The sequence below is a fragment of the Ignavibacteriota bacterium genome, assembly GCA_016218045.1.
Classification (GTDB): Bacteria; Bacteroidota; Ignavibacteria; order SZUA-365; family SZUA-365; genus JACRFB01.
In genome coordinates this window covers 161,483-186,398 of the sequence record JACRFB010000072.1, presented here as the reverse complement: position 1 = coordinate 186,398, position 24,916 = coordinate 161,483, and the positions used below count along the sequence as shown (strand labels likewise).

The 24,916-nt window shown below is 58.3% G+C and carries 16 protein-coding genes and 1 pseudogene; 9 read left to right on the top strand and 8 right to left on the bottom strand.

Features of this window, described 5'->3' with window-relative positions; all coding sequences use genetic code 11:
* Positions 1 to 9 precede the first annotated feature (9 nt).
* The 4 genes from HY962_17865 to HY962_17850 all read right to left on the bottom strand — a co-directional run bounded on the left by HY962_17865 (position 10) and on the right by HY962_17850 (position 5,339).
* The gene (locus HY962_17865; protein ID MBI5648799.1) at positions 10 to 1,095 is read right to left on the bottom strand and encodes a hypothetical protein; all 1,086 of its coding nucleotides are present in this window, start codon (positions 1,093 to 1,095) and stop codon (positions 10 to 12) included.
* A 149-nt stretch (positions 1,096 to 1,244) separates the two neighbouring features.
* On the bottom strand, positions 1,245 to 2,321 hold the full coding sequence (gene amrS / locus HY962_17860) for an AmmeMemoRadiSam system radical SAM enzyme (GenBank protein MBI5648798.1): 1,077 nt from the start codon (positions 2,319 to 2,321) through the stop codon (positions 1,245 to 1,247).
* 126 nt (positions 2,322 to 2,447) lie between these two features.
* The gene (locus HY962_17855; GenBank protein MBI5648797.1) at positions 2,448 to 3,296 is read right to left on the bottom strand and encodes a hypothetical protein; all 849 of its coding nucleotides are present in this window, start codon (positions 3,294 to 3,296) and stop codon (positions 2,448 to 2,450) included.
* A 186-nt stretch (positions 3,297 to 3,482) separates the two neighbouring features.
* Positions 3,483 to 5,339: a hypothetical protein gene (locus tag HY962_17850; GenBank protein ID MBI5648796.1), complete on the bottom strand. Its 1,857-nt coding sequence runs from the start codon at positions 5,337 to 5,339 to the stop codon at positions 3,483 to 3,485.
* Between the two features lie 498 nt (positions 5,340 to 5,837).
* Between HY962_17850 and HY962_17845 the strand changes: the two genes are divergently transcribed.
* The 3 genes from HY962_17845 to HY962_17835 all read left to right on the top strand — a co-directional run bounded on the left by HY962_17845 (position 5,838) and on the right by HY962_17835 (position 12,274).
* Complete coding sequence (locus tag HY962_17845; GenBank protein ID MBI5648795.1) at positions 5,838 to 9,959, top strand: PAS domain S-box protein; 4,122 nt, start codon at positions 5,838 to 5,840, stop codon at positions 9,957 to 9,959.
* A gap of 247 nt (positions 9,960 to 10,206) precedes the next feature.
* Positions 10,207 to 11,520, top strand: coding sequence for a PAS domain S-box protein (locus HY962_17840; GenBank protein ID MBI5648794.1), 1,314 nt, complete (start codon positions 10,207 to 10,209; stop codon positions 11,518 to 11,520).
* Positions 11,521 to 11,620: 100 nt separating this feature from the next.
* Positions 11,621 to 12,274, top strand: a complete 654-nt coding sequence (locus HY962_17835) for a response regulator transcription factor (GenBank protein ID MBI5648793.1) — start codon at positions 11,621 to 11,623, stop codon at positions 12,272 to 12,274.
* A gap of 392 nt (positions 12,275 to 12,666) precedes the next feature.
* Here HY962_17835 and HY962_17830 read toward each other — a convergent pair.
* Positions 12,667 to 12,777: pseudogene (locus tag HY962_17830) on the bottom strand (hypothetical protein).
* Here HY962_17830 and HY962_17825 point away from each other — a divergent pair.
* Positions 12,750 to 13,223, top strand: coding sequence for a response regulator (locus HY962_17825; protein MBI5648792.1), 474 nt, complete (start codon positions 12,750 to 12,752; stop codon positions 13,221 to 13,223). The pseudogene HY962_17830 and the gene HY962_17825 sit on opposite strands and share 28 nt — an antisense overlap.
* Positions 13,220 to 13,657: a response regulator transcription factor gene (locus HY962_17820; protein MBI5648791.1), complete on the top strand. Its 438-nt coding sequence runs from the start codon at positions 13,220 to 13,222 to the stop codon at positions 13,655 to 13,657. The genes HY962_17825 and HY962_17820 overlap by 4 nt, the downstream gene beginning before the upstream one ends.
* A 155-nt stretch (positions 13,658 to 13,812) precedes the next feature.
* On the opposite strand, the gene HY962_17815 is transcribed toward HY962_17820, so the two are convergent.
* Positions 13,813 to 14,520, bottom strand: a complete 708-nt coding sequence (locus HY962_17815; protein ID MBI5648790.1) for a DUF2461 domain-containing protein — start codon at positions 14,518 to 14,520, stop codon at positions 13,813 to 13,815.
* A gap of 320 nt (positions 14,521 to 14,840) precedes the next feature.
* On the opposite strand from HY962_17815, the gene HY962_17810 reads away from it, so the two are divergent.
* Positions 14,841 to 16,256, top strand: a complete 1,416-nt coding sequence (locus tag HY962_17810; GenBank protein MBI5648789.1) for a deoxyribodipyrimidine photo-lyase — start codon at positions 14,841 to 14,843, stop codon at positions 16,254 to 16,256.
* Positions 16,257 to 16,380: 124 nt separating this feature from the next.
* Here HY962_17810 and HY962_17805 read toward each other — a convergent pair whose 3' ends face one another.
* Together HY962_17805 and HY962_17800 are read right to left on the bottom strand one after the other, a co-directional pair.
* A complete protein-coding gene (locus tag HY962_17805) occupies positions 16,381 to 17,685 on the bottom strand; it encodes a T9SS type A sorting domain-containing protein (protein ID MBI5648788.1) in 1,305 nt (434 codons plus the stop codon).
* A 161-nt stretch (positions 17,686 to 17,846) separates the two neighbouring features.
* Positions 17,847 to 19,238, bottom strand: coding sequence for an MFS transporter (locus tag HY962_17800; protein ID MBI5648787.1), 1,392 nt, complete (start codon positions 19,236 to 19,238; stop codon positions 17,847 to 17,849).
* Between the two features lie 336 nt (positions 19,239 to 19,574).
* Here HY962_17800 and paaN point away from each other — a divergent pair, with 336 nt between their 5' ends.
* The 3 genes from paaN (at position 19,575) to HY962_17785 (ending at position 24,906) form a co-directional block, all read left to right on the top strand.
* The gene (gene paaN, locus HY962_17795) at positions 19,575 to 21,239 is read left to right on the top strand and encodes a phenylacetic acid degradation protein PaaN (protein MBI5648786.1); all 1,665 of its coding nucleotides are present in this window, start codon (positions 19,575 to 19,577) and stop codon (positions 21,237 to 21,239) included.
* Between the two features lie 351 nt (positions 21,240 to 21,590).
* A complete protein-coding gene (locus HY962_17790) occupies positions 21,591 to 23,981 on the top strand; it encodes a CRTAC1 family protein (GenBank protein ID MBI5648785.1) in 2,391 nt (796 codons plus the stop codon).
* A gap of 58 nt (positions 23,982 to 24,039) precedes the next feature.
* Positions 24,040 to 24,906, top strand: coding sequence for a polyphosphate kinase 2 family protein (locus tag HY962_17785; GenBank protein MBI5648784.1), 867 nt, complete (start codon positions 24,040 to 24,042; stop codon positions 24,904 to 24,906).
* The last annotated feature ends 10 nt before the right edge of the window (positions 24,907 to 24,916 follow it).

Below are 24,916 nucleotides of genomic sequence, written 5' to 3'. Positions count from 1 at the left end.
CGCCGACGTTCAGGCACTGCCGAGCGGAAGGACGTACGGATCGAAGCCGGCGTCCTGTATTCCGGAGTGACGGAGTTCGGGCGCGGATGTCGGGCGTGTGTGATCCGCTGCAAACACAACCGATTCCTCCGACAGCGGCGCCGCGGCGCTGACACTGTGGCGCGCGCAGCGCTCCTCGTAGGCGCTGAGGATGCGCGTCTGAAAATCCGGTCCATGCGCCCGCGAGACGGAACGGTCCACTCGAAACAGCGTATTTCGTTTTTCGTCGGACAGTTCCGGATAACGCCGCTTCCACATCTTCGCCCAGCCGCGCATCAGGCGCAGGTCCAGCCTCGCTCCGGCGTCTCCGAGAAAAGGAAGCTCCGCGAGGCGTGCGAGGATACTGCGCCGGTCGTTCGAAGGCACCTGCGGCATGTTCTCGGCGGACCATCGCGGAAGGAAATGTCCGAGCCATGCGTTTGCAGCCACAAAAGTCCGGTACCATTCCGCACCGTGCAGCACCTTCACATGGGCGATCTCAGTCGCGGTAAAGACATTTCTATCGGGAATAGCGAGAGCGTCGGTGGCGACGAAATAATTCAGGCAGAAGTACTTTCTGCTGTTGAAGAGAAACAGCTTTTTGAATACTGTCAGGAAACTCCGCGCGATCCACAGCCGGCCGGGATCCGTCACAATGAAATAGTCGATGTCGAGCGCGGGGGCGCTCAGGTTTTTACTCAGAGTGCCGGTGATCATAACGGCACGAACAAAAGGGCAGCGCTTGATCACGTGTGTCATGATCCTCGCCGCGATCCAATGCCTCCGCGCGTAACGCTCCATCGAGTGTCTGCGCCGCACGTTCGCCTCAATGTCGCGGGTCATCCCGTAATACGCGCCATCGGTGTACACCTCCCCGGTACGGACGGCTGTATGCAGGGCATCTGTCAACACACCCCGCGCTTCACGATGCAGCAGCACATCCAGTTCCGATTCCGTGAGCGGATACGCAAAAATATCGTAGTACAACAGTGTCGACAGGATCGCCTCACGCAATCCGCCGTTGTGTTGGCCACGGCCCTCGGGCGGGGTCGCGAATGAATTCTCGATTGTGTGCATCTTTTGTGCTTCGCAAACGTGTACGCCCCGTGAGGCAGGGGGCGGCGTGAAGGATGTGACGGCGGGAGGCATGTATTACAACACGCGTCCGGGTCCGTCGGTTCCTATCGACACGTGCTCACCGCGTATTATGGCGCGGAGTGCCGCGCTCAGGAAGGGATGGTTATCGGCGCCCGTCTTGATCCCCATGAGCCGGGCCGCGCATCCAAGATTCCCGCGCAGCGCGTCCCGCATTTCGGGCAGGCGCCCTGCGCATCGAGTTGCCAGACGGTGATGTCGTAGGCCTCGCGACGGATAAGTGTGTGGCCGCAGGTGTGACACGAGGTGGTCGATCCTTCGATGTCGCGAATGTTGCCGATGTACACGTGGTACAGCCCTCGTTCGCGTGCGATGTCGTACGCGCGGCGCAGCGTTGTGATCGATGTCGCGGGGCGGTCGCGCATGCGGTAATCGGGATGGAAGGCGGTGAAATGCAGCGGTACATCGAGTCCGAGTTCTGAGGCGATCCAATCCACGAGAGCGCGTATTTCGAACGGGTCGTCGTTGAGCTCCGGGATCAGCAATGTGGTGATCTCGAGCCAGACGTTTGTCCGGATCCGCAGATAGCGGAGCGTGTCCTTCACAACCGACAGTGCGCCTCCGCATTGACGGGAATAGAAATCCGGCGAGAACGACTTGAGATCCACATTCGCGGCGTCCATGCAGGAAAACAAATCCTCGCGCGCTCCCTGTGTGATGTACCCGGCGGTGACCGCGATGTTTCTGATCCCGCGGGCGCGGCACGCGAGGGCGGTGGCGGTCGCGTATTCGAGGAACACCACCGGATCATTGTACGTGTACGCGACACTCCTGCATCCGTGCTGATCCGCCGCGGCGGCAATCGCGGCCGGGGTCGCAGGCGTCCCCGCGGTGTCGATGGTGCGTGATGTGCTGATATCCCAGTTCTGACAGAATCGGCAGGTGAGATTGCAGCCCGCAGTGCCGAACGAGAGAACGGCGCTGCCAGGCAGGAAGTGGTACAGCGGTTTCTTCTCGACAGGATCGATGCAGAATCCGCTGCTGCGCCCGTACGTGTCGAGCACAAGCACTCCGTTGTTGTTCATACGTACGAAACACAGTCCGCGCTGCCCCGGGCGCATGACACATTCCCGTGGACACACGTCACACTGCACGGAATCGGATCCGTGTCTGTGCCAGTGTCGCGCGATGTGGGGTACAGGATTCATGATCGCGAGCGGAGCATGGTCCGCGAAAGTATTATTGGATCATTCCTCATCCCTGCGGCGACGACACAGTATACTTCGGGCGGCAAGTTCGGTCACGCCGCGACGGTGTATGGAGCCGGCGCCGTGTCAGGGACGATACTCGAAGGCGCCTTCTGTCTCGAGAGTTCCGTGACCGTTCAGCGACACACCCTCTGCGGCAACGACAAAATCGATCGGCCCGGAAATTTTCATGCTTGCAGGCCTGCAGGTCTGTACATCGACAAGTGTTTCACCCTGCAACTTCATTTGGAAGGCGGCGGGTTCTTCATCGCGAAAAAAATCGAGGAACATCTCGAAACGACCGTACTGCCTGCCCTCGCGCGTGACAACCTCGCGCAGGTGAATCGAGAAGCTGCGGACTCCGCTTGTATCCGCGTTCGGGAGTGAACTGATGAGTCCTTCTGCCATGTCGGCCGACAGAGCGATACTGTCGCCCACCTTGAGGGTTTTGCCGTTCAGCGCGCGCGCCAAACCGCGGTCCATCTCGGTATCCGTGTATTCCGACTCGAGGAAGGCGCGCTCGGCGATGGTCAGAGGCACACTGTCGTCGCGTGTGATTGTGAGCGAGTCAGTCATGGTGAGGAGATACAGAATACCGAGCGCGGGCTCGGGTTTTTCCTTCCCCTCCATCTCCATCGGCGCCTCGTTTTTCATGTCGTACTCATGATACACAACACGCAGCGAGCGCCATCTGCTGCCGTCCACCGTCACGATCGATTCCGTCTTTTTCATTTTCATCGTGGTTCCGAACTGCATCTCGCTGCTCTCCGTGCCTTCCTCCACCTGGAAGCCCAGCGACATTTTCATCGACACGGCCTGTGTACGCTGCTGGCCTGTCTGCGGCGCCGTATAGGTGAAGGAATATTCCTGCGCGAACGCCGGCGCAAGGAACGCAGCGTAAAGCAGTGCGAGAATGATGCTGGGGCGAGGACGCATGAGCTTCTCCATGAGGCCGGATGAGAGGCGACGTGCCACGCGGACGATACCGCGCGGGAACAGGACGAATGATGGAGCGAAATGTCCGTGCAGCCACATTAAAAAACAACCGGTGCTCGGGCGCTGCCGTGTTTCGACAGGGCCCGCAGCACCGGTGTGTGCATCGGGTGCGGTATCAGCGACGCGTTATCGCGCCAGGATGCACTGTCGAGTTGTGACGCCCGCGGGTGTTGTGAGCGTGTAATTGTAGATGCCGACGGGCAAATGCGCCGCCTCAAACCGGGCGGTATGTGTGCCTGCGTCATACAATCCGAGGGCCGGAGTTGCGACGATGCGGCCGAGCGCGTCAGTCACCACGAGCGTTACATACGACGGCTCCGGCAGTGTGAAGCGGATTTGTGTCGAAGGCATGAACGGATTCGGCGAGTTTTGCTCGAGGGATGTTGCCGCCAGACGATCCGCGGCGAGTTCCACGACATCGGAGTACGTCTCGGTGCCGTCGCGGTCACGCTGAATGAGCCGGTACGCGAGATGTCCGGCGTGAGCATCGTCCGGCTGGTCGACATAGGTGTACGTGCGCGTGTGATTGCTGGTCCCAGCCCCGGGAATAAAGCACAGATCGGTCCAGTCCATATTCCGTCTCCGCTGAACCTGGAAACCGAGATTATTCCTTTCCGTGGCGGTCGTCCATGTGAGTGTCACTCTGTCGAAGACGCGGTGCGCGGTGAAGGTGGTAAGCTCGACGGGCATCGTGCCGTTATCGTCCCAGTATTCATACGCGCCCATATCCGTCGCGCCGTTGCGGGGTGCCCCGCGCTCATCGGTGGTTGGAACGCTGACACTGCCGTTTGTACCCGTGGCTCCGGCATTGATCGCAACACTGCCGCTGCTGAGTTTCAGGGTATACACCCCGTTGGTCGCGTAGTTGATTTCGAGCGTGCCGCTCAGATTGAGGTTTGCCTGATTGCCCGTCAGATCACCTGCGGCCGCAAAGGAGTAGGTGCTGTACTCGACAATGTTATACCCGTTGTCGACCACCGAGCCGGTGTTGTTGTAGCGCGAAAAATCCTTGCTGGTGGTTTCGTTCACCGAGCTGTTCTCGGCGAGAATCGTGTTCTTCATCGTGACCATGTTCGATCCGTACATGACGACACCGCCGCCCTTGTCACCCGCGCTGTTGTGGGCGATAGTACAGTTCGTGAGTGTTGTGGACCTCGAGAGAAGCAACCCGCCGGCGTCGTTTGTGGTCGAGTTGTGAGAGACGGTACAGTTGGTGAGGGTGAGGCCGTTGCTCCACCAATTGCTGATACCACCAGCCACCCCCGCGTAATCCTTGTCGAAATCGAAACTGTACGTGTACGTCGCAGCATTACCGGAGATCGTGCAGTTGGTGAAGCTGCCCGGTGCTTCCGCGTAGTATGAGTGGAAATACACTCCGGCCGCACCATACAGAGCAATCGACGCGGTGTTGTTGCGGATGGAGGAATTGGTCATGATCAGTTTCCCGTAATCATGCACCATAATCCCTCCCCCGCCGTAATATGTGCTGCTCGAAACAGCGAGATCGTTCTCCTCGATCGAGCAGCCGTCGACGTTCAGGGTGCCGTTGTTGATTGTGATCCCTCCCGCGCCGTATGTGCCGGAAGTGTGACGTCCGTATCGGACGGTCAGCGATTTCAGGTATGCGACGTTTGCCAGTCCGCCGAGATCCACCGAGAAGACTCTTCGATTCGCGGTGTTCCGCGTGGCTGCCGCCTGTACAATGGTGACGCCTGCGCCGTGCCCCTGAATCGTCACGCGTTTGTTGAAACTGATTCCTGTCGTTGCACTGCCTTCACCGGTAAATGTACCCGTAATGTCGATAATGTCTCCGTTGGCGGCCATCGATATACCCTTGGTGATGGTGCGCCAAGGGGCGCCTGCGGAACCATTGCCCGTGACATCATCTCCTGTGGATGAATTCACATACCACGTTGCTGCATAGATCCCTTCGCATGTGCATGCCATCAGCAGAAGGAATACCAAACTGAAACCGCGCCTCATGTTAACCTCCGTTTGTGTGTGGCAATCTGTATCAGAACAACCCATGTCCTTCGTGGCGAACTATCATACTCGCTCTATCTGGAACCGGACTCCGGACACGCGGCGCAGCGTGTTCCATCGTGGGCCCACCCACACATTCTAACGCGGCTTATATCGCACCCGCACAACATTCAAAAAACATGCCGAGCGGTGAATAGGAGTTAAACAGAACATTATTATCGTTTTATTGCTGTTTGCCTCAGACTGCAATGTAAATCATTGTTTCTGCGGCAATTAAGACTGCCCTATGAGAAAAAATTATGAAATTCCCGCGCTGAGAAGGAAAATATCGCAGCTCGCGATAGGGAGTGCACAGCGGGCCGTGTCGGCGATTTTTCGTGTCTGTCGTGGCTGTGGATGTGTGCATCGAGTATATTTCGCGCGGCAGGACGCAACTGCCCGCGGAGTGAGCAGCCGGCGTGTTTCCGCGAACGATGATTGAGACCATGGAGGCGGGTCATGCCCGGAAAAGTACCCTTTGATCGTGTCGGCCTCGGTATGCTTGCGGTGTTCACATTGTTTGTTCTCGGCAGTGTTGTGGCCGGTATGCTCTATGCCGAATGGCTGACCGAGAACACGGAACACAATGCCCGGACGCAACTGACAATTATTGCGGAACAAAAGGAACAGCAAATCCGGGGCTGGTATGAGGAACGTCTGGGGGATGCGCGATTCCTGTCGCGTAATACGAAAGGCAGGGAGAGTCTTGCCGAAGGAAATGTCAACAAACTCCAACGATTCATCACGCACGACGTCCACCCTATCGTCATGCCGATGTTCGCGAATGGACATTATTCGCACATCATTCTGTTTGATACGCTAGGTCGCACACTCTTCTCCACGAGTCCGCATCGCGGAATTGCCAGCCGCCGGACACGCAGTGATCTCGTGCGAGTCGCTCGCCGTGGAGAAATCGCCTTCGGTGAACACAGATACGATTCACTTGGACGCACACGGATCGTGCTTTTTGTGCCCTTGTATATGGATGAGAAGATCGACCGGCGATGGGTCGGATCGTACGCCATGGTGATCGATCCCGCGAAGGAGTTGTTGCCGATCGTGAGATTCTGGCCTGTTCCTTCGAACACCGCCCAATGCAGCATCGCGGAGACGAGGAACAACGATTCAGCGTTCGTGATTACCGCTACGAGTTCGGAAAACCGACCTTCCGAGACTGTGTATTCTTTGAGGGACACCACCAATCCGGTAGTACGCGCGGCAACAGGCGCGCGCGGAATCATGCGCGGACTGGACACATATGGCGAACCGGTGATGGCGGCGCTCACGCCGGTTCATGGCACCGCATGGACGCTCGCGGCTTCTGTGTCCGAAGGAGAAATCTTCGGTGATCTCCAGCGGCAAAAGATAATGATCTACATTCATGTACTGGGTCTTGTGATCAGCGCCGGTGCCATGCTGCTTTTCTTTTTCGCCCGCCAGAAGGCGCAATTTTACCAGGCACAGCTCAACGACGAGCGGGAACGTCAGGCCCTCCGGCTCCATTACGAGAACCTCATCAAACATGCGAACGATGCGATGTGGCTCGTTGACACGGACATGAACATCGTCGAGTTCAATGACAAAGCGCTGGCGATGTACGGGTATTCCGAATCCGAAATGCGCAATATGAATCTCCGCGCCATCAGAGCGCCCCGCACGCACGAGCAGCTTCTCAGGGATGTTCGTCAAACGCTCGATCACGACGGTGCGATTTTCGAAACGGTGCACCTCACAAAATCAGGCACGGAAATCCCCGTGGAGGTGAGTACGCGCCGCATTACGAGCGGCGACAGGATGTTCCTGCAGGGGATCATCCGCGATATCACCGAACGGAAACGTGCCGAATTGCGCATTGCACAGCTCAACCGTCTGTACACCGTGCTCAGCTCGATCAACCGCCTGGTTGTGCGCGCGGTCGACGAGCAGGAGATTTTTAACGAAACCGCTCGCATCCTTGTTGAAGAAGGAGGTTTTGCGATTTCAATGATATCGCTGCGCGACGCAACGACGAACACCGCGCACAGGGTTGCATCACACGGATTCAGGCAGGTTCTTGAGCGCGCCGCTCCAATCACGATCGAGGTGGGTACGACCGCAATGGGGCCCACGGGTGTGGCTCTGAGGGAGGGCAGAACGGTTGTGTCCGTAATCGATGTCGAGGATCCCCACTTGCAGGTGTGGAGGGAACACATTGTTGCGACCGGTGTGCGTTCCGCGGCGGCGCTCCCGCTCATCATTGATGGCGAAGTCGCCGGTGCCATCTCGATCTATTCGACGGAGCGGCAGTTCTTCGACGAACAGGAGCTTGCCCTGCTTCGCGATCTTACCTCCGACATCTCGCTCGCACTGCAGGCGCGGAAACTCGAGAAGCAGCGGCTCAGATCGGAAGACGCGCTCAGGCACGCGGAGGAGCGGCTGCGCCTTGCCTTGCGTGCAACAAAACAAGGAATGTTCGACGTGGACATGCGGACAGGCGAGGCCTTCGTGAGCGACGAATATGTGCGCATGCTCGGTCACGATCCGGCGACGTTTGTCTATTCCATCGACGAGTGGCGTATACTTATTCACCCCGAGGACAGTCGGCATGTGCTCTCCGTGTTCGAGGCATGCGCCTCAGGCGCGAAGCAGGAGTACTCGATGGAATACCGGCTCCGCACTGCATCCGGCGCATATATCTGGCTTCTGTCGATGGGTGCAGTCGTTCCCGACGAGGAGGGTGGACGGCCGTGGCGGCTCATCGGCACACATATCGACATCACCGCACGTATCGAATCGGAGAGGGCGCTCTTTGTCGCGGAGGAACGACTGCGTCTCGCCTTGCGCGCATCGAACCAGGGCTTGTACGATCTGAACGTACAAACCGGTGATGCGGTGGTGAACGAGGAATACGCCAAAATGCTTGGGTACGATCCCTCCACCTTCCGTGAAACGAACGATGCCTGGATCGATCGCTTGCATCCCGACGACCGTGAGGTCTGCGCCACCACGTACCGCGCATATATCGCCGGAGAGATCCCGGAATACCGTGTTGAATTCCGACAGCGCATGGCCAGTGGTGATTGGAAATGGATACTGTCGCTCGGCGCCATTGTAGAACGCGATGCGCAGGGCGCGCCGCTTCGTATGCTCGGGACACACACCGACATAGACGCCCAACGGCGCGCGGAGGAGGAATTGCGCGCGAGCAGGCAGCGATTCCAATTGTTCATGGATCACCTCCCGGGTTTCGCCTATATCAAGGATGCGGACGGCAGACACGTGTTTGTCAGCAGGAGCTTCGCGGATCTCTTTCACACGCCCATCACGTCGATGTTGAACAAGACTAATCGGGAGATGTATCCACCCGACGCCGCGGCGGAGTTTGATGTAAACGATGCAAAGATGTTCCAGACACACTTGCCCATGATCGCGGAAGAGAGCATGACGCTGGACGGGCAAAAACGGATATTTCAGAGCTACAAGTTTCCCATCCCGCATCCCGGCGGAGGCATGATGCTGGGCGGAATCTCGATGGATGTGACGGCACAGCGTGTGCTCGAACGCGACCGCGAACATTTTTTCGCAATGACCGAGGATCTGCTCTGCGTGGCCGACTTCGACAACCGGCTCAGACTCGTGAACAAAGCGTGGGAATTGTTGACCGGACGGCCGATGAGCCACATTGTCGGCACACGATTCAGCGAACTGGTGCATGAGGACGATCTCGACTCGACGCTTGGAGCGATGCAGAATCTTGGTGCGGGGCAAACAGTCAGGGGATTCATCAACAGGTATCGGACGCGTGATGGAAAATTTCGCTGGCTCTCCTGGAATGCAGTACCGCTGGTCGACGAGGCGCTCGTGTTTGCCGTGGCGCGTGACGTCACCGATCAGAAGGAGGCCGCCGAACGCCTGCAAGAATACAACGAGCAACTCCGCACCTTGAGTACGCGCCTCGCCGAAACCGAGGAGGCCGAACGCCGCGCACTCTCCCGCGAATTGCACGACGACGTGGGGCAGAATCTCACCGGACTGCTGCTTAACCTCAACATCGTGAGGAATCAACTCCTGCCGGACTCGCTCGAAAGGGTCGGCAAACGTCTCGAGGAATCGCTGCGGCTGGTCGAGGAAACCGTAGACAAAACGCGCAACATCATGACGGCTCTGCGTCCCTCGATGCTCGACGACTACGGACTCGAGACCGCGCTGAGCTGGTACGCGGGAGTGATGTCGCAGCGGATAGGCATCCCCGTCGAATTTGTCGCCGATACATCCGCGCATCCAGGACGCGTCGATTCGGGACTCGAGACCGCTTTCTTCCGTATCGCACAGGAAGCGTTGCATAACGTCATGAAACATGCGCGTGCATCACACGCACGATTGCACCTGACCATCGACGCATCCACCTGCACACTCGTCATCAGTGACGATGGAATCGGATTTTCCGCCGAAACGCCTCCGAGGCCCAACGACAGGTCCGGCTGGGGCCTGATTACCATGCGCGAGAGGATAGAGTCATACGGAGGACGTTTCCAGCTCCGTTCGGCCCTCGAAGCCGGGACAAGTATCATCGTTGCCGCGCCGCTTCAATTGCAGCTTTAGGATGCCGCTCAGAGTTGTCCAACAGCCCTCGATGTTTCGGAATCGAGGGCTGTTTCGCATGGAGAGATGTTCCACAAGCACGTCTTCTCTGTCGGCCGGGTGTGTGTTCTCGCGTATCACTATCATCCTTTTCGACCAGGTTCGTCAAGATATCCTGACAACACCCGACATTCCTCTCCTGTATTATTGCTCCCGTCAGGTCGGTATCGTCATCAACACCGATCGCAGAAGGAGAGCGAGTATAACAATGAGTGAAGAGGTTGTAAACGACGGCATGGGTACAGTTGCCGCCACGAGCGATGCTGCATCCCATTATATTCAGGATGTGAATCGAAGTGTTGCGACGCTTGAGGCGGATCCTGACACGAATAGCATCGCCGCCGGTTCGGATGTGGCCACCCTGTCACTGCTTGGCGATATTGCACAATGGGCCAATATTGTTGCTCTTGAGCAGAGTCCGGCCTCAATCGTCATCACTGATACGCGTGGTGCGATCGAATACGTCAATCCACATTTCCAGAGAATCACCGGGTATTCTGCCGCTGAAGTGCTAGGACAGAATCCGCGCGTCCTCAAGTCCGGTTACACTTCGGACGAGCAGTACAAAGTGCTCTGGGAACAGATCAGCCAAGGGGAAGTATGGCGCGGAGAATTCCATAACAGGCGGAAAAACGGTGAACTGTACTGGGAATCAGCGACGATATCGCCGATCAGAGACAGTGATGGTATCATTCGCCATTTTATCGCTGTCAAGGAAGACAATACCGATAAAAAGCGGTGGGAACTTGAACTGATCGCTGCCAAAGAGAGAGCTGAACGTTCGGATCGCCTGAAAGACGCCTTCATCATGAACATCTCCCATGAAGTGCGCACACCACTCAATGTGATACTTGGGTACACCGAATTGCTCGGGATGGAAGTGGGACCTGTTCTTGCTGCGGATCAGGCGGAGTATTTCCAGCACATCGTGCGTGCCGGAAAGCGGTTGCAACGGACTATCGAGAATATTCTCTACATCGCGACCCTTGAAGTCGGTGAACCGATATTCGAACGGCAGCCGGTGGACCTGATCAGCGAACTCTTCACCCTTGTGACCGATATGCGCCTGCTGGCGCTTGAGAAACAGCTCATCCTCGAATTCCAGAACGATATCGACACCGCGTGGATTCTTGCCGATCCCATCACACTCAGAGACGCGCTCGCGAATGTCATCGACAATGCGATAAAATTCACGGATGAAGGGGGCGTTGTTGTCCAGGCCTTCAGGGAAGATGGTGCGATCTGCATTTCCGTGAAGGACACGGGCATCGGCATTTCAGAGGAATACGCCCAGTCGCTGTTCAGCACCTTCTCGCAGGAGGAAGTAGGCACCACGCGCCGCTTCGAAGGACTGGGACTGGGGATGGCCCTGACTAAAAAGTACCTCGATATCAACGGAGCGACCATACGTGTGGAATCTGTCAAATCCGTGGGAACAACGTTCTGGATACGCTTTACGGAGGCGCTCGCGCCTTTTGATGTGTTCGACCAGAGTACGGCTGTGAACTGGGCAAAAATCTGAACCGCGGCGCTTGCAATTCGTTTCGTGCCGGTCGTAGTTTCCCGTACGTCTCACATGTGCCCGACCTATCTCGGGCGCGGTCGCACTGCCCCCACAGCTTATGGCCATCACGGTTTATATCGCCGACGATCATGCCGTCGTACGCGACGGCCTTCGGGCTCTCCTCGAGAATGTCGGGGGGATCGCCTACATCGGGGGCGCCGCGGATGGTCGCACCGCGGTGCGTGAGGTGTGCGAATTGCAGCCGGATGTCGTCCTTATGGATATTTCGATGCCTGAACTCAACGGCATCGAGGCCACGCAGCAGATACGCGAGGCGGTACCGGCGGTGCGTGTCATCATCCTGTCGATGCACTCAACCACGGAGCATGTCTATCGAGCGCTGCAGGCGGGTGCGCGGGGGTATCTCCTCAAGGAGTCGGCAGGCAAGGATCTTGTCGCCGCGGTGCAGGCCGTCGCGCAGGGAAAGCGATTTCTGAGCGAAAAACTGTCGGAACTGATGATGGACGACATCGCCGTGCGGGGAGGCGCGTTCCGCGATCAGAGTCCGCTCGAGCGCCTCAGCGCGCGTGAGCGGGAAATCCTGCAGCTTGTGGCCGAAGGACGGACCAGCGCCGAGATTGCTGCCGTCCTCTTTCTGTCGCCCAAATCGGTCGACACATACCGCAGCCGGCTCATGCAGAAGCTCGGCATCAAGGATTATCCCGCGCTTATCCGCTTCGCGCTGCAGCACGGATTGACCCGTCTCGAATAAGGGCGGGACGGGGCAATCAGGCGAAGGGTGCGCCGGATGTGTCCCAGGACGGGTTGGATGTCGAATCGTGCACCGTTCATCTGTCAAGATTTCCTGACAACACGCGGCAACCGGTCTGCGTAGTATTGCATCAGCAGTATGCATGACACGACAGGATCTTCAGGATTGTCGAAGATGAACATGAGCGGCACGATTCACATGAAAAGAGCAATCGATCAGAGGCGGGTTTCGCGTCCCGGCGTGATGTTCTCCCCGCCCTTTGATTGAAATCTGCCGACTGCACCCAGTGATGGTGATTTGGTGCACATAATGAGGACCGCTTTTTCCGGAAGCGGGCATGGTTCACGCGGCGATCACGCATGTCCGCAGACCCGGGGCGCAAAAGGCGGTCCTCATTCGCACCAAGAATTCTGCAGCCAGACCACAGAACATATATGAAACACGCAACTGCCTGCGTGAGCCAAGAGGTTTTTTGATGAGCACTTCGATGAACGGCACGCACCTGAATATCAGAAACAATGGAAACGGTGTGGTAAAACATGGCGCGGCAAACGTACCGCATCAATCGATACTCGTCGTGGAAGACGATTTCGAAACCCAGCAGATGATGAAGGATATTCTTCGAAACGAATATTGTGTGCTCACCGCGAAATCCGCCCGTGAGGCCATGGACATTCTGGAAAACAGCCAGGTTGATCTTGTGTTGATGGACATGATGTTGCACGAGAGCGAATCGGGTCTGGAACTGACACGCCGTATCCGGCATCGCTGGCCGCAGCAGCGGCTCCCGATCATCGCCCTGACCGCACACGCCTTCAAGGCGCAGGGCGCGAGCTGTATCGCCGCAGGGTGCGACGATTACGTCACAAAACCCTTTCATATCGTGGAACTCCGTCAACTTCTGCGTCGCCATATCGATGCCGTCTCGCATTCGGAGAATCCCACATGATGCCTCTCGCGGTACCCGAGCGCAGGACGATGTCCATGAATATCAGCAGGCCGCTTATATACCTCGTTGACGATCATCCCATTGTTCGTCAGACTATACTCGACTGGCTTCGTGTTGAATTCAGCGTGGGGAGCTGCCGTGGATATGCCTCGGCGGAGGAACTCTTCGAGGTTCTTCCCGTCAATGCGCCCGACCTTGTTATCATGGATGTGTCCCTGCCCGGCATGAACGGCATCGACGCCGCGCGCCAGATTAAGGCGATGCATCCGCTTATCCCGATACTGATCCTGACCATACACGAGAATCCCCAATACGCGCGTGATGCGATCGCATCGGGCGCAGACGGATTCCTCCGCAAGGACAGGGTCTATTCCGATCTCATTCCTGCAATCCGCCGCATGCTTGCCCCCGGCCTGCCTGCGGCCCGCCTCTGACACACCGCCTCCCTGGCGGTGACCCGCGCCTGTCTGCCACAGGCCACCCTCCTCGCTTCACGACCGACCCTGTCGGTACCCGCCTCCTCGATACTGGCGGGCATGCCAAGCGTGCCCGTCCCCTTTCTTTCCCGGCCGGGCACTCCGCTTCCGCGTCAGGCGTGTGCGAGCAGCCAGCGCACCAAGGGATGCATCGCCGCGATGTGTTGTAACAGCAGGTCGGGCAGATCCGCACTGCATGCGCTCCTGGCATCAAGGGAGGCCCAGCAGAAGAATTGTTTCATCTTCAGTAGATCCGCGTCAGGGTGTTCCTTGTCGTAGCCCTGCGGGACGCGCGACAGTGTCTCGCCCTGTAACTCGCCGAAACGCGCGCGGAAGGTTTTCTCCGCCAGTATTGCGCGCAGTTCGCGCGCACGGGTATCGAGCACCGCGCGGAGCCGCCGCAACTGATCCGGCATCGGCATGTACAGGCCGCCGCCAATGCCCACTTCATCGGCACTGACGTGGAAGTAAAAGCCGGGATCGTTTGTTTTGTTTTTCCCCGCATGAGTAAACGACGCGGCGATCCAGAGCTTGTACGGCGTCTTGTCCTTGCTGAATCGCGTGTCGCGATAGATCCTATACAGAGATTTCTTCGGATCGATCACGATGGCCGGATCGATGGAACGGACGCCCTCGGCCAGCGTCGAAAGCAGCGATTCCATCGGCTCCTTCACCGAACTCTCGAACCGCTCCTTGTTCTCCGCGAACCACTCGCGCGTGTTGTTTTTCTTGAGCTGCCGGAAGAACTTCAAGGCGTCTTCCGGAAATCCCGCAAAGGGTGGTGCATCGTGCAGATCGAAGGGGTTGATCGTCTTTGCCATGGCCGTTGCGTCTTTCTGTGGATGTTGTGGAGTTATGCGGAATGTTGAATGTTGAAAGTGGAAAGTAGAAAGTGGAAAGTAGAAAGTAGAAAGTAGAAAGTAGAAAGTGGAAAGTAGAAAGTGGAAAGTAGAAGGTTGAAAGTAGCAAAGTCGAAAGAAGCGAAGTCGAACGTTGAAAGTAGCAAAGTGGAAAGTGGAAAACAGCAGCACACACACGAGATTTTTCTCCTGTGTTGCTTCGCCACTGTGTTACGGAAAATCGTCATACAAGAATTAACATCGAGAAGGAGCCGGGCATCGTGAATCATCGACGTGTATTGGTGTGGCTGCGGCGTGATCTGCGGCTGCAGGATAATACGGCGCTGGCACGGGCATGCGCGGACGCGGCGGAGGTTATGCCGGTGTTTGTTTTCGACACGGGCATTCTTGGCGCACTTCAGGACGGCGATGATCGACGGGTCACGTTTATTCACCGCTCGCTGCGCGAAGTCGATGCCGCGCTGCAGAAACATGGATCCGCGCTGCTTGTGCGCCACGGCGATCCGGCGGACCTCATCCCGCAGCTCGCGCGCGACCTTGACGCGGACGCCGTGTACACCAACCGCGATTATGAACCCGCCGCAAAGCGGCGTGATGCAAACGTCGCAAACCGGCTCGCCGACGATGGACGACAGCTCACAACCTTTGCGGATCAGGTCGTGTTTGAAGGACTGGACGTCCGTACACTGGACGGCAATCCGTACCGCGTGTTTACGCCGTATAAACGGGCGTGGCTGAGGCAGTACGCGGAGCAGAGCGCCTTGGGACTACATCCATTGCGAGAGGAAGACGCGGATCCACGTCGCTTTATCGATGCCGGACACATCCGTCACCTGCTGCAGCCGTGGGAGCTGCACAACATCGGTTTCACCGAAGCGGATCATGTGCCCGCCGCTGGGATGGACGCGGCGCGGAAGAGTCTGGATTCCTTCCTCGCGCGTATCGACGGCTATCGCGATTCTCGCGATTTTCCAGCGCGGGACACCACGTCGCGGCTCTCGGTGCATCTGCGTTTCGGAACCATATCGGTGCGCGCACTTTTTCGTGCCGCGATGGCGCGTAATGGTCCGGGCGCCGAGACGTGGACCTCGGAACTCATCTGGCGCGAATTCTACCAGATGATCCTGGACCAATTCCCGCACGTGACGAACTCGGCCTTCAAACACGAGTACAATGGTATCGTGTGGCCGGGCACGGATACAAATTTTGAAGTTTGGAAAGCAGGACGCACCGGCTTTCCCCTGGTTGATGCGGCAATGCGCCACTTCGCCGCGACGGGGTGGATGCACAATCGCCTACGAATGGTGGTTGCCATGTTCCTGACGAAGGATCTCCTCGTCGACTGGCGCAGAGGAGAACAGTATTTTGCGCGTTACCTCGTGGATTTCGATCTCGCGGCCAACAACGGGGGCTGGCAATGGAGCGCTTCCACCGGTGTCGATGCCCAGCCCTATTTCCGCGTTTTTCATCCGGTGCTGCAATCGCGAAAGTTCGATCCCGACGGAGAATTTATCCGCAAACACGTGCCTGAACTCCGCGGTTTCCCGAACACACGTATTCACTGGCCTCACGAGGCCGATATTTTCGAACAGCATTCCGCGGGATGTATTCTCGGACAGGACTACCCGCATCCCGTTGTCGACCACTCAATACAGCGCGAACGCGCCATCGCGCTCTTTACGCGCACACCGGAGTGACGGGGGTACAGGTGTACCGGTGAAACGGAGTGCCGGAGTGCGGAACTCATCAACATTCATGCTGCCGTGATGCTCCGCAACTCCGATACTCCATTTCGCCGATCCTACGACCTGTCGTGACGGACTACTTCACCAACTGCATCGCGCGCTGCAATACCACGCCGTCGGCTTCGAGGCGGTACAGATACATGCCGCTCGGCAGATCGGAGGCGTTGAAACTGACGCGGTGGTTGCCCGCCGTGTGGAAACCATCAACCACCGTCGCCATGACATTGCCGGCATAGTCATAGACGCGCAGTGTCACCGAAGCGTCCACCGGCAACGTGTAGCTCAATGTGGTGCTGGGGTTGAAGGGGTTCGGGTAATTGGGCTCGAGGTCAAATCCCGCGGTCGATACATCACCGGCGGACGCTTTCCCGAGCGCGCACGGGCCGTATTCCGTATATCCCGCGGCGGCACCGTCGTCGACGGGAGTGCTGTTCATATTGTGCGGAACAGTGACGGTGCAGGTGGCCTGCGTCCAGTTGTTGCTGTAGTCCTTCGCGAGAATGTGAATCGTGTACACGCGGCCGTTGCCGTTGCCCTTGCGCTCGGCGCGCAGGTCCACCGACTGGCAGTCGGCGGCGATCACGATGTCGTCGACGGTGTTGCCGTCGCCGCCGCCCTGCGCATCTTCGGGCTCGTCGCTCGAAACCGATGTGATGACAACCTCGGGATTGGTGTCACAATCATCCGTGACGGAGCTGAGCAACTGGGCCAGCGTGAAGGTGTGATACGTGTGATTCGGGGGCCACATAGTCGCGGCGGGAGCCGGAGTAATCACCGGTTCCGTCTCGTCGATCTTCATGAAGGAGATGTCGTCGAGACCGAAGTCGTTGCCGCCGGGAGCGGTGTTTAGATCGATTATCTCTATCACCGCGCTCGTGGCTGCGCCGGAATTCCACGTGGCGGAGAAGTTGTTCCATTCAAACGCCGTTGCCGGCGCCCAATGATTGCCTCCCACCTGCACGCCGTTCACAGTAAAACGAAGCACGGCGCGGCTGAACGCTCCACAGTGCGAGGTTACCCACGCGGAGAGTGCGTAGTTTGTGCCCGGCAGCACCAAGACGGTCTGCGACCAGACGATTTTACCGGCGGTAACCGAGCCGTTCACGGCCATCGACTTGCCCGTTCCGCTGGTATGGTCCGTTCCGCCGAAACATGCATGCGAAAGATTATGATTCACTGCGACGTCGAAGACACCCTCGGGGTAGAGATTGCCGGGCAGATACACGTATTGTGATGCGAAACCGCTGTTCCCGGCTTCAAAATCTCCATTGGTGATCAGCTCGCCGCATTGCGCCAAGGCGCCCTGCGGCATACCCAAACCGACAACACAAACAAGGCCCGCAACGAGTGCCGTCGCGAACAATCTATGACGTGTATCCATGTGTGACCTCTTCTGGGTGTATGGGAATGCGCTGCGGCAGAGCTGCCGCGGCACAAGAATGTTAATTGGGAGTAAGACGGTCCTAATATAACATTCCCGGAAAAGGAAGCAAGCATCCCGATGCCCGGTCATCCGCATGCCGGGCGACGGCGGGTCTTCGGTTACTGCGCCGCCTCCGCGCGCTCGAGTTTCTGCAGCCAGCGGTTGTACAGCCACATGCTGAGCGCCGACACCAGGCCGATGGCCATGAGTATAAGCCAGCCCGCGGCATTCCATGCCGGATCGAGTTCCAGCAGTCCGCTCTCGAGTGTCACGGCGTTATGACACATGATTTCGTTGAAGATCACCGCGCCCGCGGGTCCGCCCACAAGGGCGCCGATGGCCATCGGCAGATTCGCATAGCCAAGGAAGAGGCCTTCCTGTCCTTTCGGCGCCAATGCGCCAATGTATTCGTAGGTGCGCGCCGACGTGAAAAGTTCGCCGAAGGCGATGAGCGCCACTGTGAGCACGATGAAGGCCGAGCCGATGGGGAGCAGATCCAGCACCTGCATACGCACGCCGCCGCCCGCGTAGATCGGGTAGAGGTTGATCAACATCGAGACGCCGATGATCACGATACCCACGATGATGGAACGGATCGGCTTCATCTTTCCGAAGATCTTGGTGATCAGAAGCTGGAAGAACACAATGACAAAGGGATTCGCCATGGTGTATATGTCCACCGGCGGTCCGGTCTCCACCACTTTTTTCAGATACAGGGGCAGAACGTTGTAGACCTGGGAATAGAGGAAGAAGAAACCGCTGGACACAAGAAGGAACAGCGCGAAGCGCACGTTCTTGATCACAAGCACCATGTCGAGCAGGATGCGGCCTAAGCTGCGACGCGGTTTTTCGACCTTTGTGACACCGGGCAGCGAATCGGGATCCTTGTAGATGAAAAGCACGGTGAAGAATGCCAGGATGGAACATCCGGCCGACACCGCGAAGATGAAACTCAGATCGAGATTTGTGCGCACATAGTAGCTGATGCCGCGCCCAAATAGCGAGCCGATGTTGATCACCATGTAAAAGATACCGAAGGCGAGTGTGGCGCGGCCCATCGCGGTTTTCTGCACGGTCCCCGAGATGCAGGGTTTGATCACCGAACCGCCCATGCCGATAAGCAGTATGCCGATCATGACGGGTACCACAACACCGGCTCCGGCGTTCACCGTGTCGCTGATCGTCTGAGATAACGTCTGTCCGCCCATCCAGACCGGGTAACCCATGAGGAAATATCCGATGGCGAGGAGCACAAAGGCGACAAGCAGCGAACGCTTGAAGCCGACGATGTCTGCGATGGTGCCGGAGAGAATCGGCAGGAAGTACACAAGCGTCCACAATACGCTGTTGAGTGTACTCGGCCAGTATTTCCCGAGGCCGAGCTGGCCGAGGTAGAGCACCACAAAACTCGCCATTGCGTAGTACGCGCCCCTCTCGAATAATTCGGTGAGATTTGCCGTCCAGAATGTTGAGGGAAACGGTGCGGGCTTCGTTTCGGTGATCGTACTCATGTGTGTGCTCCGGGGTGGTCCAGGGAGGGATGAAAGTGAGGAATATAGCGTATGGAGGAGCGAGGAGCTAGGAACAAGGAACGAGGAAGCAGGAGCAAGGAACTGGGAGTGGGGCTTGAACGTGTGGTGCTGAACGCGGGAGGATCAGACTCATTGGAATCTATTCATACGTTACGCGTGTTCAAGTTCCAGATGTGATTCTTCTCCCTTCGACTTTCATCTTTTTACGGCTATCCGGATTCCAGACTTTTTTCTACTTTCCACCTTCCACATTTCACATGCCATTTTCCTTCACTTTTCCAACCGTCGAGAGGCGGTGAAACCAGGGCCACACGAATGTCAGACCTGCAATCTTTGTTTGAGACCCACCGCTCTGCGATAGAAACTGCAACGGCGGCGATCCATTCGCGAGTGTTTCATGCACAGTGGCCGGAGCCGCCCAGCGGGAAGATATACGGCGAGACAGCACAAGCCGATGGCGAGGCGCAGTTCAAGGCGCGTCTGAATGCCCGCTTCGAGGATTTGAAGCAGGATGCCGCGTCATGGGCGGGTTCAGAGATGTCGCCCTACGGTTTTCCCTTAAACGTGCAGTATCCGGTTCTTCCAACTGAAGCGTACGTGGAGCGCGCGTCGGCGGTTTTTCGTCCCTGGGCGCGGCTGCTGCCGCGTGAGCGCGCAGGTTTGCTGATGGAGGCCCTTGTCCGCTCGTCGCGGCATTTCTTCGAAATCGGCTATGCGACCATGCACACAACCGGACAGGGTTTCATCATGGCGTTTCAGGCCTCCGGACCGCACGCATACGACCGCGCGCTCGAGGCGCTGGCTCTCGGGCTGCACGAGCAGACGAGATTTGCGGATTCGACGGAATGGGAAAAACCCATGGGCAAGATGAGCGTGCGGCTGCAGAAAACATTCCGCGCGGTGGGTCGCGGTCCGGCGCTGGTCATCGGATGCTCGACCTTTCCGATCTGGAACAGCTTCCCCGCGATCTTTGCAAATCTTGTATGCGGGAATCCGGTGATCGTGAAACCGCATCCGGGTGCTGTTCTGCCGATAGCGGTCGCCGTGGCAGATATCCGCGCTGCGCTGCGCGACAATACCATCGATCCCGACGTGATACAGTTGGCCGTCGACGGCGACACGCCGATCGCGCTGCAGCTCGCCCAGCATCCGTCGGTGCGCCTGATCGACTACACAGGCAACTCGGCGTTTGGTGAACAGCTCGAACGCATCCCCGACAAGATCGTCTTTACGGAAAAGGCCGGTGTAAATTCCGTTCTGCTCGACAGTGTCGACGATCTTGATGCCGCGCTCGACAATCTCGCCTTCAGCGTGTCGTTGTACAGCGGACAGATGTGCACCACACCGCAGAACATTTTCATCCCCAAAAACGGGGTCAGAGAAAAGGATTCACTCGTCGGTTATTCTGACGTGTGCAGCCGTTTTGTCGCGAAACTCGAGGCGCTCGTGGGTAACGAGAAGATGGGTCCCGGCACATTGGGAGCAATCCAGAATCCCGCGACTGTGGAGCGCGTGGATTCGATGTCCGACACGGGGTGCAGCTTGCTCCGCGCTGCGGCGCCCGTCGTCCATGCGGGTTTTGATGCCGCCCGTTCACTCTCGCCGCTTGTGCTGGAAGTGCCCGCCGAGAGAGCGGATGTGTACCGCCGCGAACTGTTTGGTCCCATCGTGTGTATCGTGCCCGTCGACGATACGGCACACGGGCTGGCGCTGGCGGCCTCGGCAGCCCGCGAGCTGGGCGCCATCACCTTTGCCGCGTACTGTACCGATGCGGATGTGCGCGCGCACATCGCCGACGAAATGGCCTTTGCAGGCGCGCCCGTCTCATTCAATCTCACGGGTCCGATCTGGGTCAACCAGTCCGCCACCTTCAGCGACTTCCACGTCTCCGGCGGCAATCCGGCGGGCAATGCGAGTCTGACCGATGTCGCCTTCGTGGCTCGACGTTTCTACATCGCCACGACGCGTATCCCGTTATGATGGTAGATGGTAGGTGGTAGGTGGTAGATGGTAGTTGGTAGATGGTAGATGGTAGTTGGAAGATGGGTAGTTGGTAGATGGGTAGCACGATCTGAGCTGAGTGTGTGAGGAGACAGGAGGAAGGAGACAGGAGTCGTGTTGGTTCTTGCCCCTTCTCTCCCGCTGTCCCGCTGTCCCGCTGTCCCGCTCTCCCGCTGTCCCGCTCTCCCGTTGTCCCGCTCTCCCGCTCTCCCGCTGTCCCGCTCTCCCGCTCTCCCGCTGTCCCGCTCTCCCGCTGTCCGGACAATTGACTCTCACGCAGTACCCTGCTAGTTTCACCGGAGATTCTCTCCCAACCTGTCCGGTGAAATCATGAAGACGTTCCTGTTTCCGGTATGCGCAGTGTTGATCTGCGCGGCGATGTGTCAGGCGCAGACGCCCGTCACGGTGAAGATCGACAACGGCGTGTATGGCGGTTACCATGTAGGCGGCGGAAACGTGCCACTCACCGCGTGGGAGGAGTCGGCGATCCTGAAACCGGCCGGACCCTGTGAGGTGACAAAGCTGTCGATCTACTTCGCGGGCGCCGTGGCGGCGCGCGACACCATCTACGTGGTCGGGGATCCGTCGGAAGGCGCGATTCCGCCCACGAGTTTTGTGTGGTCGTACAACACACTCATCGATCCGATAATATTCGACTACAACGGCACACCCGGATGGTTCGACATCCCCGTTCCCGCGGGCGCCCTGCGCAGCGACGGCTACGACCGCATCGTGATACAGCACCGCATCAAATCCGCCGGACCCTTCTTCGGCATCGACAACAACGGCGTCTCCTCACCGCTCGCCGCCTTCCTGTACGATCCGATCTCGAACAATACGCTCGGTTTCCCGGGCGTGTACTACCGCGGCGCGGGCGACTTCATGATTCGCCTCGAAGTTGTGTACTCGTATCCTGCCGGCGGCGGCTCGGCGCAGCCACCCGCGGCCACCATGGTCGACGTCACAAAAAGTGCCGGCATCGTCGATGCCTCGAACGCGATATTCAAGGCCGGACGCGTGAGTGTGGTGGACTGGGACAACGACGGCTTCGACGATGTGGCCGTCGGCAGCAACTTCTACCACAACAAAAAGGACGGCACGTTCGAACGGGTGGCACTGGGCATTGAGGCGGGAGCGTCGGTGTGGGCCGATATCGACAACGACGGCGATCAGGACTGTTACGCCGTCAACGGCGGCGACAACGACAAGGTGTACCGCAACGACGGAGGCACGTTCACCGACATCACCGCCGCCACGAAGCTCACGAATCCACGCCCCACGGTCACACCGATGTGGCTCGACTATAACAACGACGGGCGCCTCGACCTCTTTATCGCCAATGGCCGGCGCGAGGCCTCGGGCCAGGAGACCTACTTCCCGGACCAGATCTGGAAAAACGCGGGAGACGGCAGCTTCACCAACGAGACACAGGCGAGCGGCATCGGCGCCGCCGAACCCGCGCCCTATTACGACTGCTGGGCCGCGAGCGCCTGCGACTACGACGACGATGGACGCACCGACATTTTTGTGGCCACATACCGGCTCGCACCCGACCTGCTCCATCACAATAACGGCAACGGCACATTCACCAATACGGCCGAGGCCACGGGCCTGCGCGGCAATCCGACCGCGTCGCCGCAGTACTTCGGACATGGCGCCGGCTGCGAGTGGGGTGATATCGATAATTCCGGATACGAGGATCTGATTGTCGGAAATCTCGGACATCCGGACTGGCGCGGGCAGGTCTCGAATCCCTCGCTCATCTTCATGAACGGCGGTCCGTCGATCACGCTGTTCGAAGAACGCCAGCACGAGTACGGCCTCAAGTTTTTCGAGATGAATTTCGGCGTGGTGCTGGCGGACTGGGATCTCGACGGACTGCTCGACGTGTTCCATTGCCAGTACGCGTACAACGCGGCGGGCGCCAGCGGCGAACCCTACAGACGCTCGCGTTTCTACATCAACGACCTCGAGGGCAGCGGCCGACTGCTCGACAGAACCTGGCACACGGGCGCGAACATACACGGTGCATGGACCGCAGCGCGGCTGGACTTCGACAACGACGGCGACATGGATCTGATTGCCGCCAGTCCCACCGACGCCGTGCGCCTCTTCCGCAACGATCTGCAGAAAAAGGGCCGCTACATCGGAATACGTCTGACAGGCGACGCGTCACAGTCCGTTGCCCGTGATGCCTTCGGCACGAAGGTGACCGTGTATGCCGGGGGCCGCGCGCTGCAACGCACCACCCATTCCGGCGGCACAGGCACCACGGCCAGCCAGAACAGCAACGAGCACCATTTCGGCCTCGGCTGGGCCGACATCGACAGCGTCGTGATACGCTATACCAACGGCACAAGCCGCCGCTTCACCACGCTGCTTCCGAATCATGTGTACCGCATCGCCTACGACGGCACTATCGAAACACTCGTGACGGACCTCGAGCAAGTTCCCGTGCGGCCCTCGGGTCTTGCGCTCTCGGGTGCGCGCGCATCGGCGACGGGTGTCGCATTCACACTGTCCGGCGCCGCGAATGAGCATGGAGGTATCGTGGATGTGTACACACTGCTCGGCACGCGTGTGGCGTCCGCGCCGCTCGAATCCCTGCGCGACGGAATACATGAAATCGCGCTGGCGCAGCCGTTGCGTCCGGGTGTGTATGTGCTGCGTCTGCGTGCAGGAGTACAAAGCGCCGCGGCGCGTTTTGTCGCCGTTCACTGATCCATCGCACCTGTGAGCACCGCGCGGCGGATGCTCACACACACTGAGGAGAAGAACTATGGATCACTCACCCTACCTCGTGCCCCACGACGAGAAAAGGAAGCTCAAGGATTTTGATCCCGATTTCACCGGCCACTTCACCGAGAAGGAGGAGGCGCTCGGCAAATTGCGCGAGGACATCGAGGAACTCGCCACGCTGCAGGATGTGCTCTACGCGCAGAACACGTATGCGATGCTGCTGATTTTCCAGGCCATGGACGCAGCGGGCAAGGACGGGACGATCAAACACGTCATGTCGGGCGTGAACCCGCAGGGCTGCCAGGTGTACAGTTTCAAGGCCCCATCGGCGGAGGAACTCGATCACGATTACCTGTGGCGATGCATGAAGGCTCTGCCCGAACGCGGACGCATCGGCATCTTCAACCGCTCGTACTACGAAGAAGTGCTTGTGACGCGAGTACATCCCGAGATCATCGACCGTCAGCAGCTCCCGGCCGAAGCCAAAAAGGGGGATGTATGGAAACGGCGCTACGAAGAGATCAACAACATCGAAGAATACCTCGTACGCAACGGGATAGTGATTCTGAAATTTTTCCTGAATGTCTCTAAGAAGGAACAGAAAAAACGTTTCCTCGAACGATTGCAGCGGCCCGAGAAGAACTGGAAATTCTCGATTAACGACGCGAAGGAACGGCAGCACTGGGATGCGTACATGGATGCGTACGAGGCCATGCTGAATGCCACGAGCACAAAACACGCACCCTGGTATGTGATCCCCGCCGACCACAAATGGTTCACACGCGCTGCGGTTGCCGATATCATCGTGCGGCGGCTCCGCGATCTCGATCTGTCGTATCCGGAAGTGGACGAGCTGCATCGCGCGGAGCTTCGGAAGGCCGAGGAAATGCTGCTCGCGGAGGACTGATCATACAGGT

Excerpts from the sequence above, each read along its gene's own strand:
- HY962_17820 (MBI5648791.1), top strand. The coding sequence starts at position 13,220 with ATGATGCCTCTCGCGGTACCCGAGCGCAGGACGATGTCCATGAATATC.
- HY962_17825 (MBI5648792.1), top strand. The coding sequence starts at position 12,750 with ATGAGCACTTCGATGAACGGCACGCACCTGAATATCAGAAACAATGGA.
- HY962_17805 (MBI5648788.1), bottom strand. The coding sequence starts at position 17,685 with ATGGATACACGTCATAGATTGTTCGCGACGGCACTCGTTGCGGGCCTT.
- HY962_17850 (MBI5648796.1), bottom strand. The coding sequence starts at position 5,339 with ATGAGGCGCGGTTTCAGTTTGGTATTCCTTCTGCTGATGGCATGCACA.
- HY962_17840 (MBI5648794.1), top strand. The coding sequence starts at position 10,207 with ATGAGTGAAGAGGTTGTAAACGACGGCATGGGTACAGTTGCCGCCACG.
- HY962_17835 (MBI5648793.1), top strand. The coding sequence starts at position 11,621 with ATGGCCATCACGGTTTATATCGCCGACGATCATGCCGTCGTACGCGAC.
- HY962_17790 (MBI5648785.1), top strand. The coding sequence starts at position 21,591 with ATGAAGACGTTCCTGTTTCCGGTATGCGCAGTGTTGATCTGCGCGGCG.
- paaN (MBI5648786.1), top strand. The coding sequence starts at position 19,575 with ATGTCAGACCTGCAATCTTTGTTTGAGACCCACCGCTCTGCGATAGAA.
- HY962_17855 (MBI5648797.1), bottom strand. The coding sequence starts at position 3,296 with ATGCGTCCTCGCCCCAGCATCATTCTCGCACTGCTTTACGCTGCGTTC.
- HY962_17800 (MBI5648787.1), bottom strand. The coding sequence starts at position 19,238 with ATGAGTACGATCACCGAAACGAAGCCCGCACCGTTTCCCTCAACATTC.
- amrS (MBI5648798.1), bottom strand. The coding sequence starts at position 2,321 with ATGAATCCTGTACCCCACATCGCGCGACACTGGCACAGACACGGATCC.
- HY962_17865 (MBI5648799.1), bottom strand. The coding sequence starts at position 1,095 with ATGCACACAATCGAGAATTCATTCGCGACCCCGCCCGAGGGCCGTGGC.
- HY962_17845 (MBI5648795.1), top strand. The coding sequence starts at position 5,838 with ATGCCCGGAAAAGTACCCTTTGATCGTGTCGGCCTCGGTATGCTTGCG.
- HY962_17785 (MBI5648784.1), top strand. The coding sequence starts at position 24,040 with ATGGATCACTCACCCTACCTCGTGCCCCACGACGAGAAAAGGAAGCTC.
- HY962_17815 (MBI5648790.1), bottom strand. The coding sequence starts at position 14,520 with ATGGCAAAGACGATCAACCCCTTCGATCTGCACGATGCACCACCCTTT.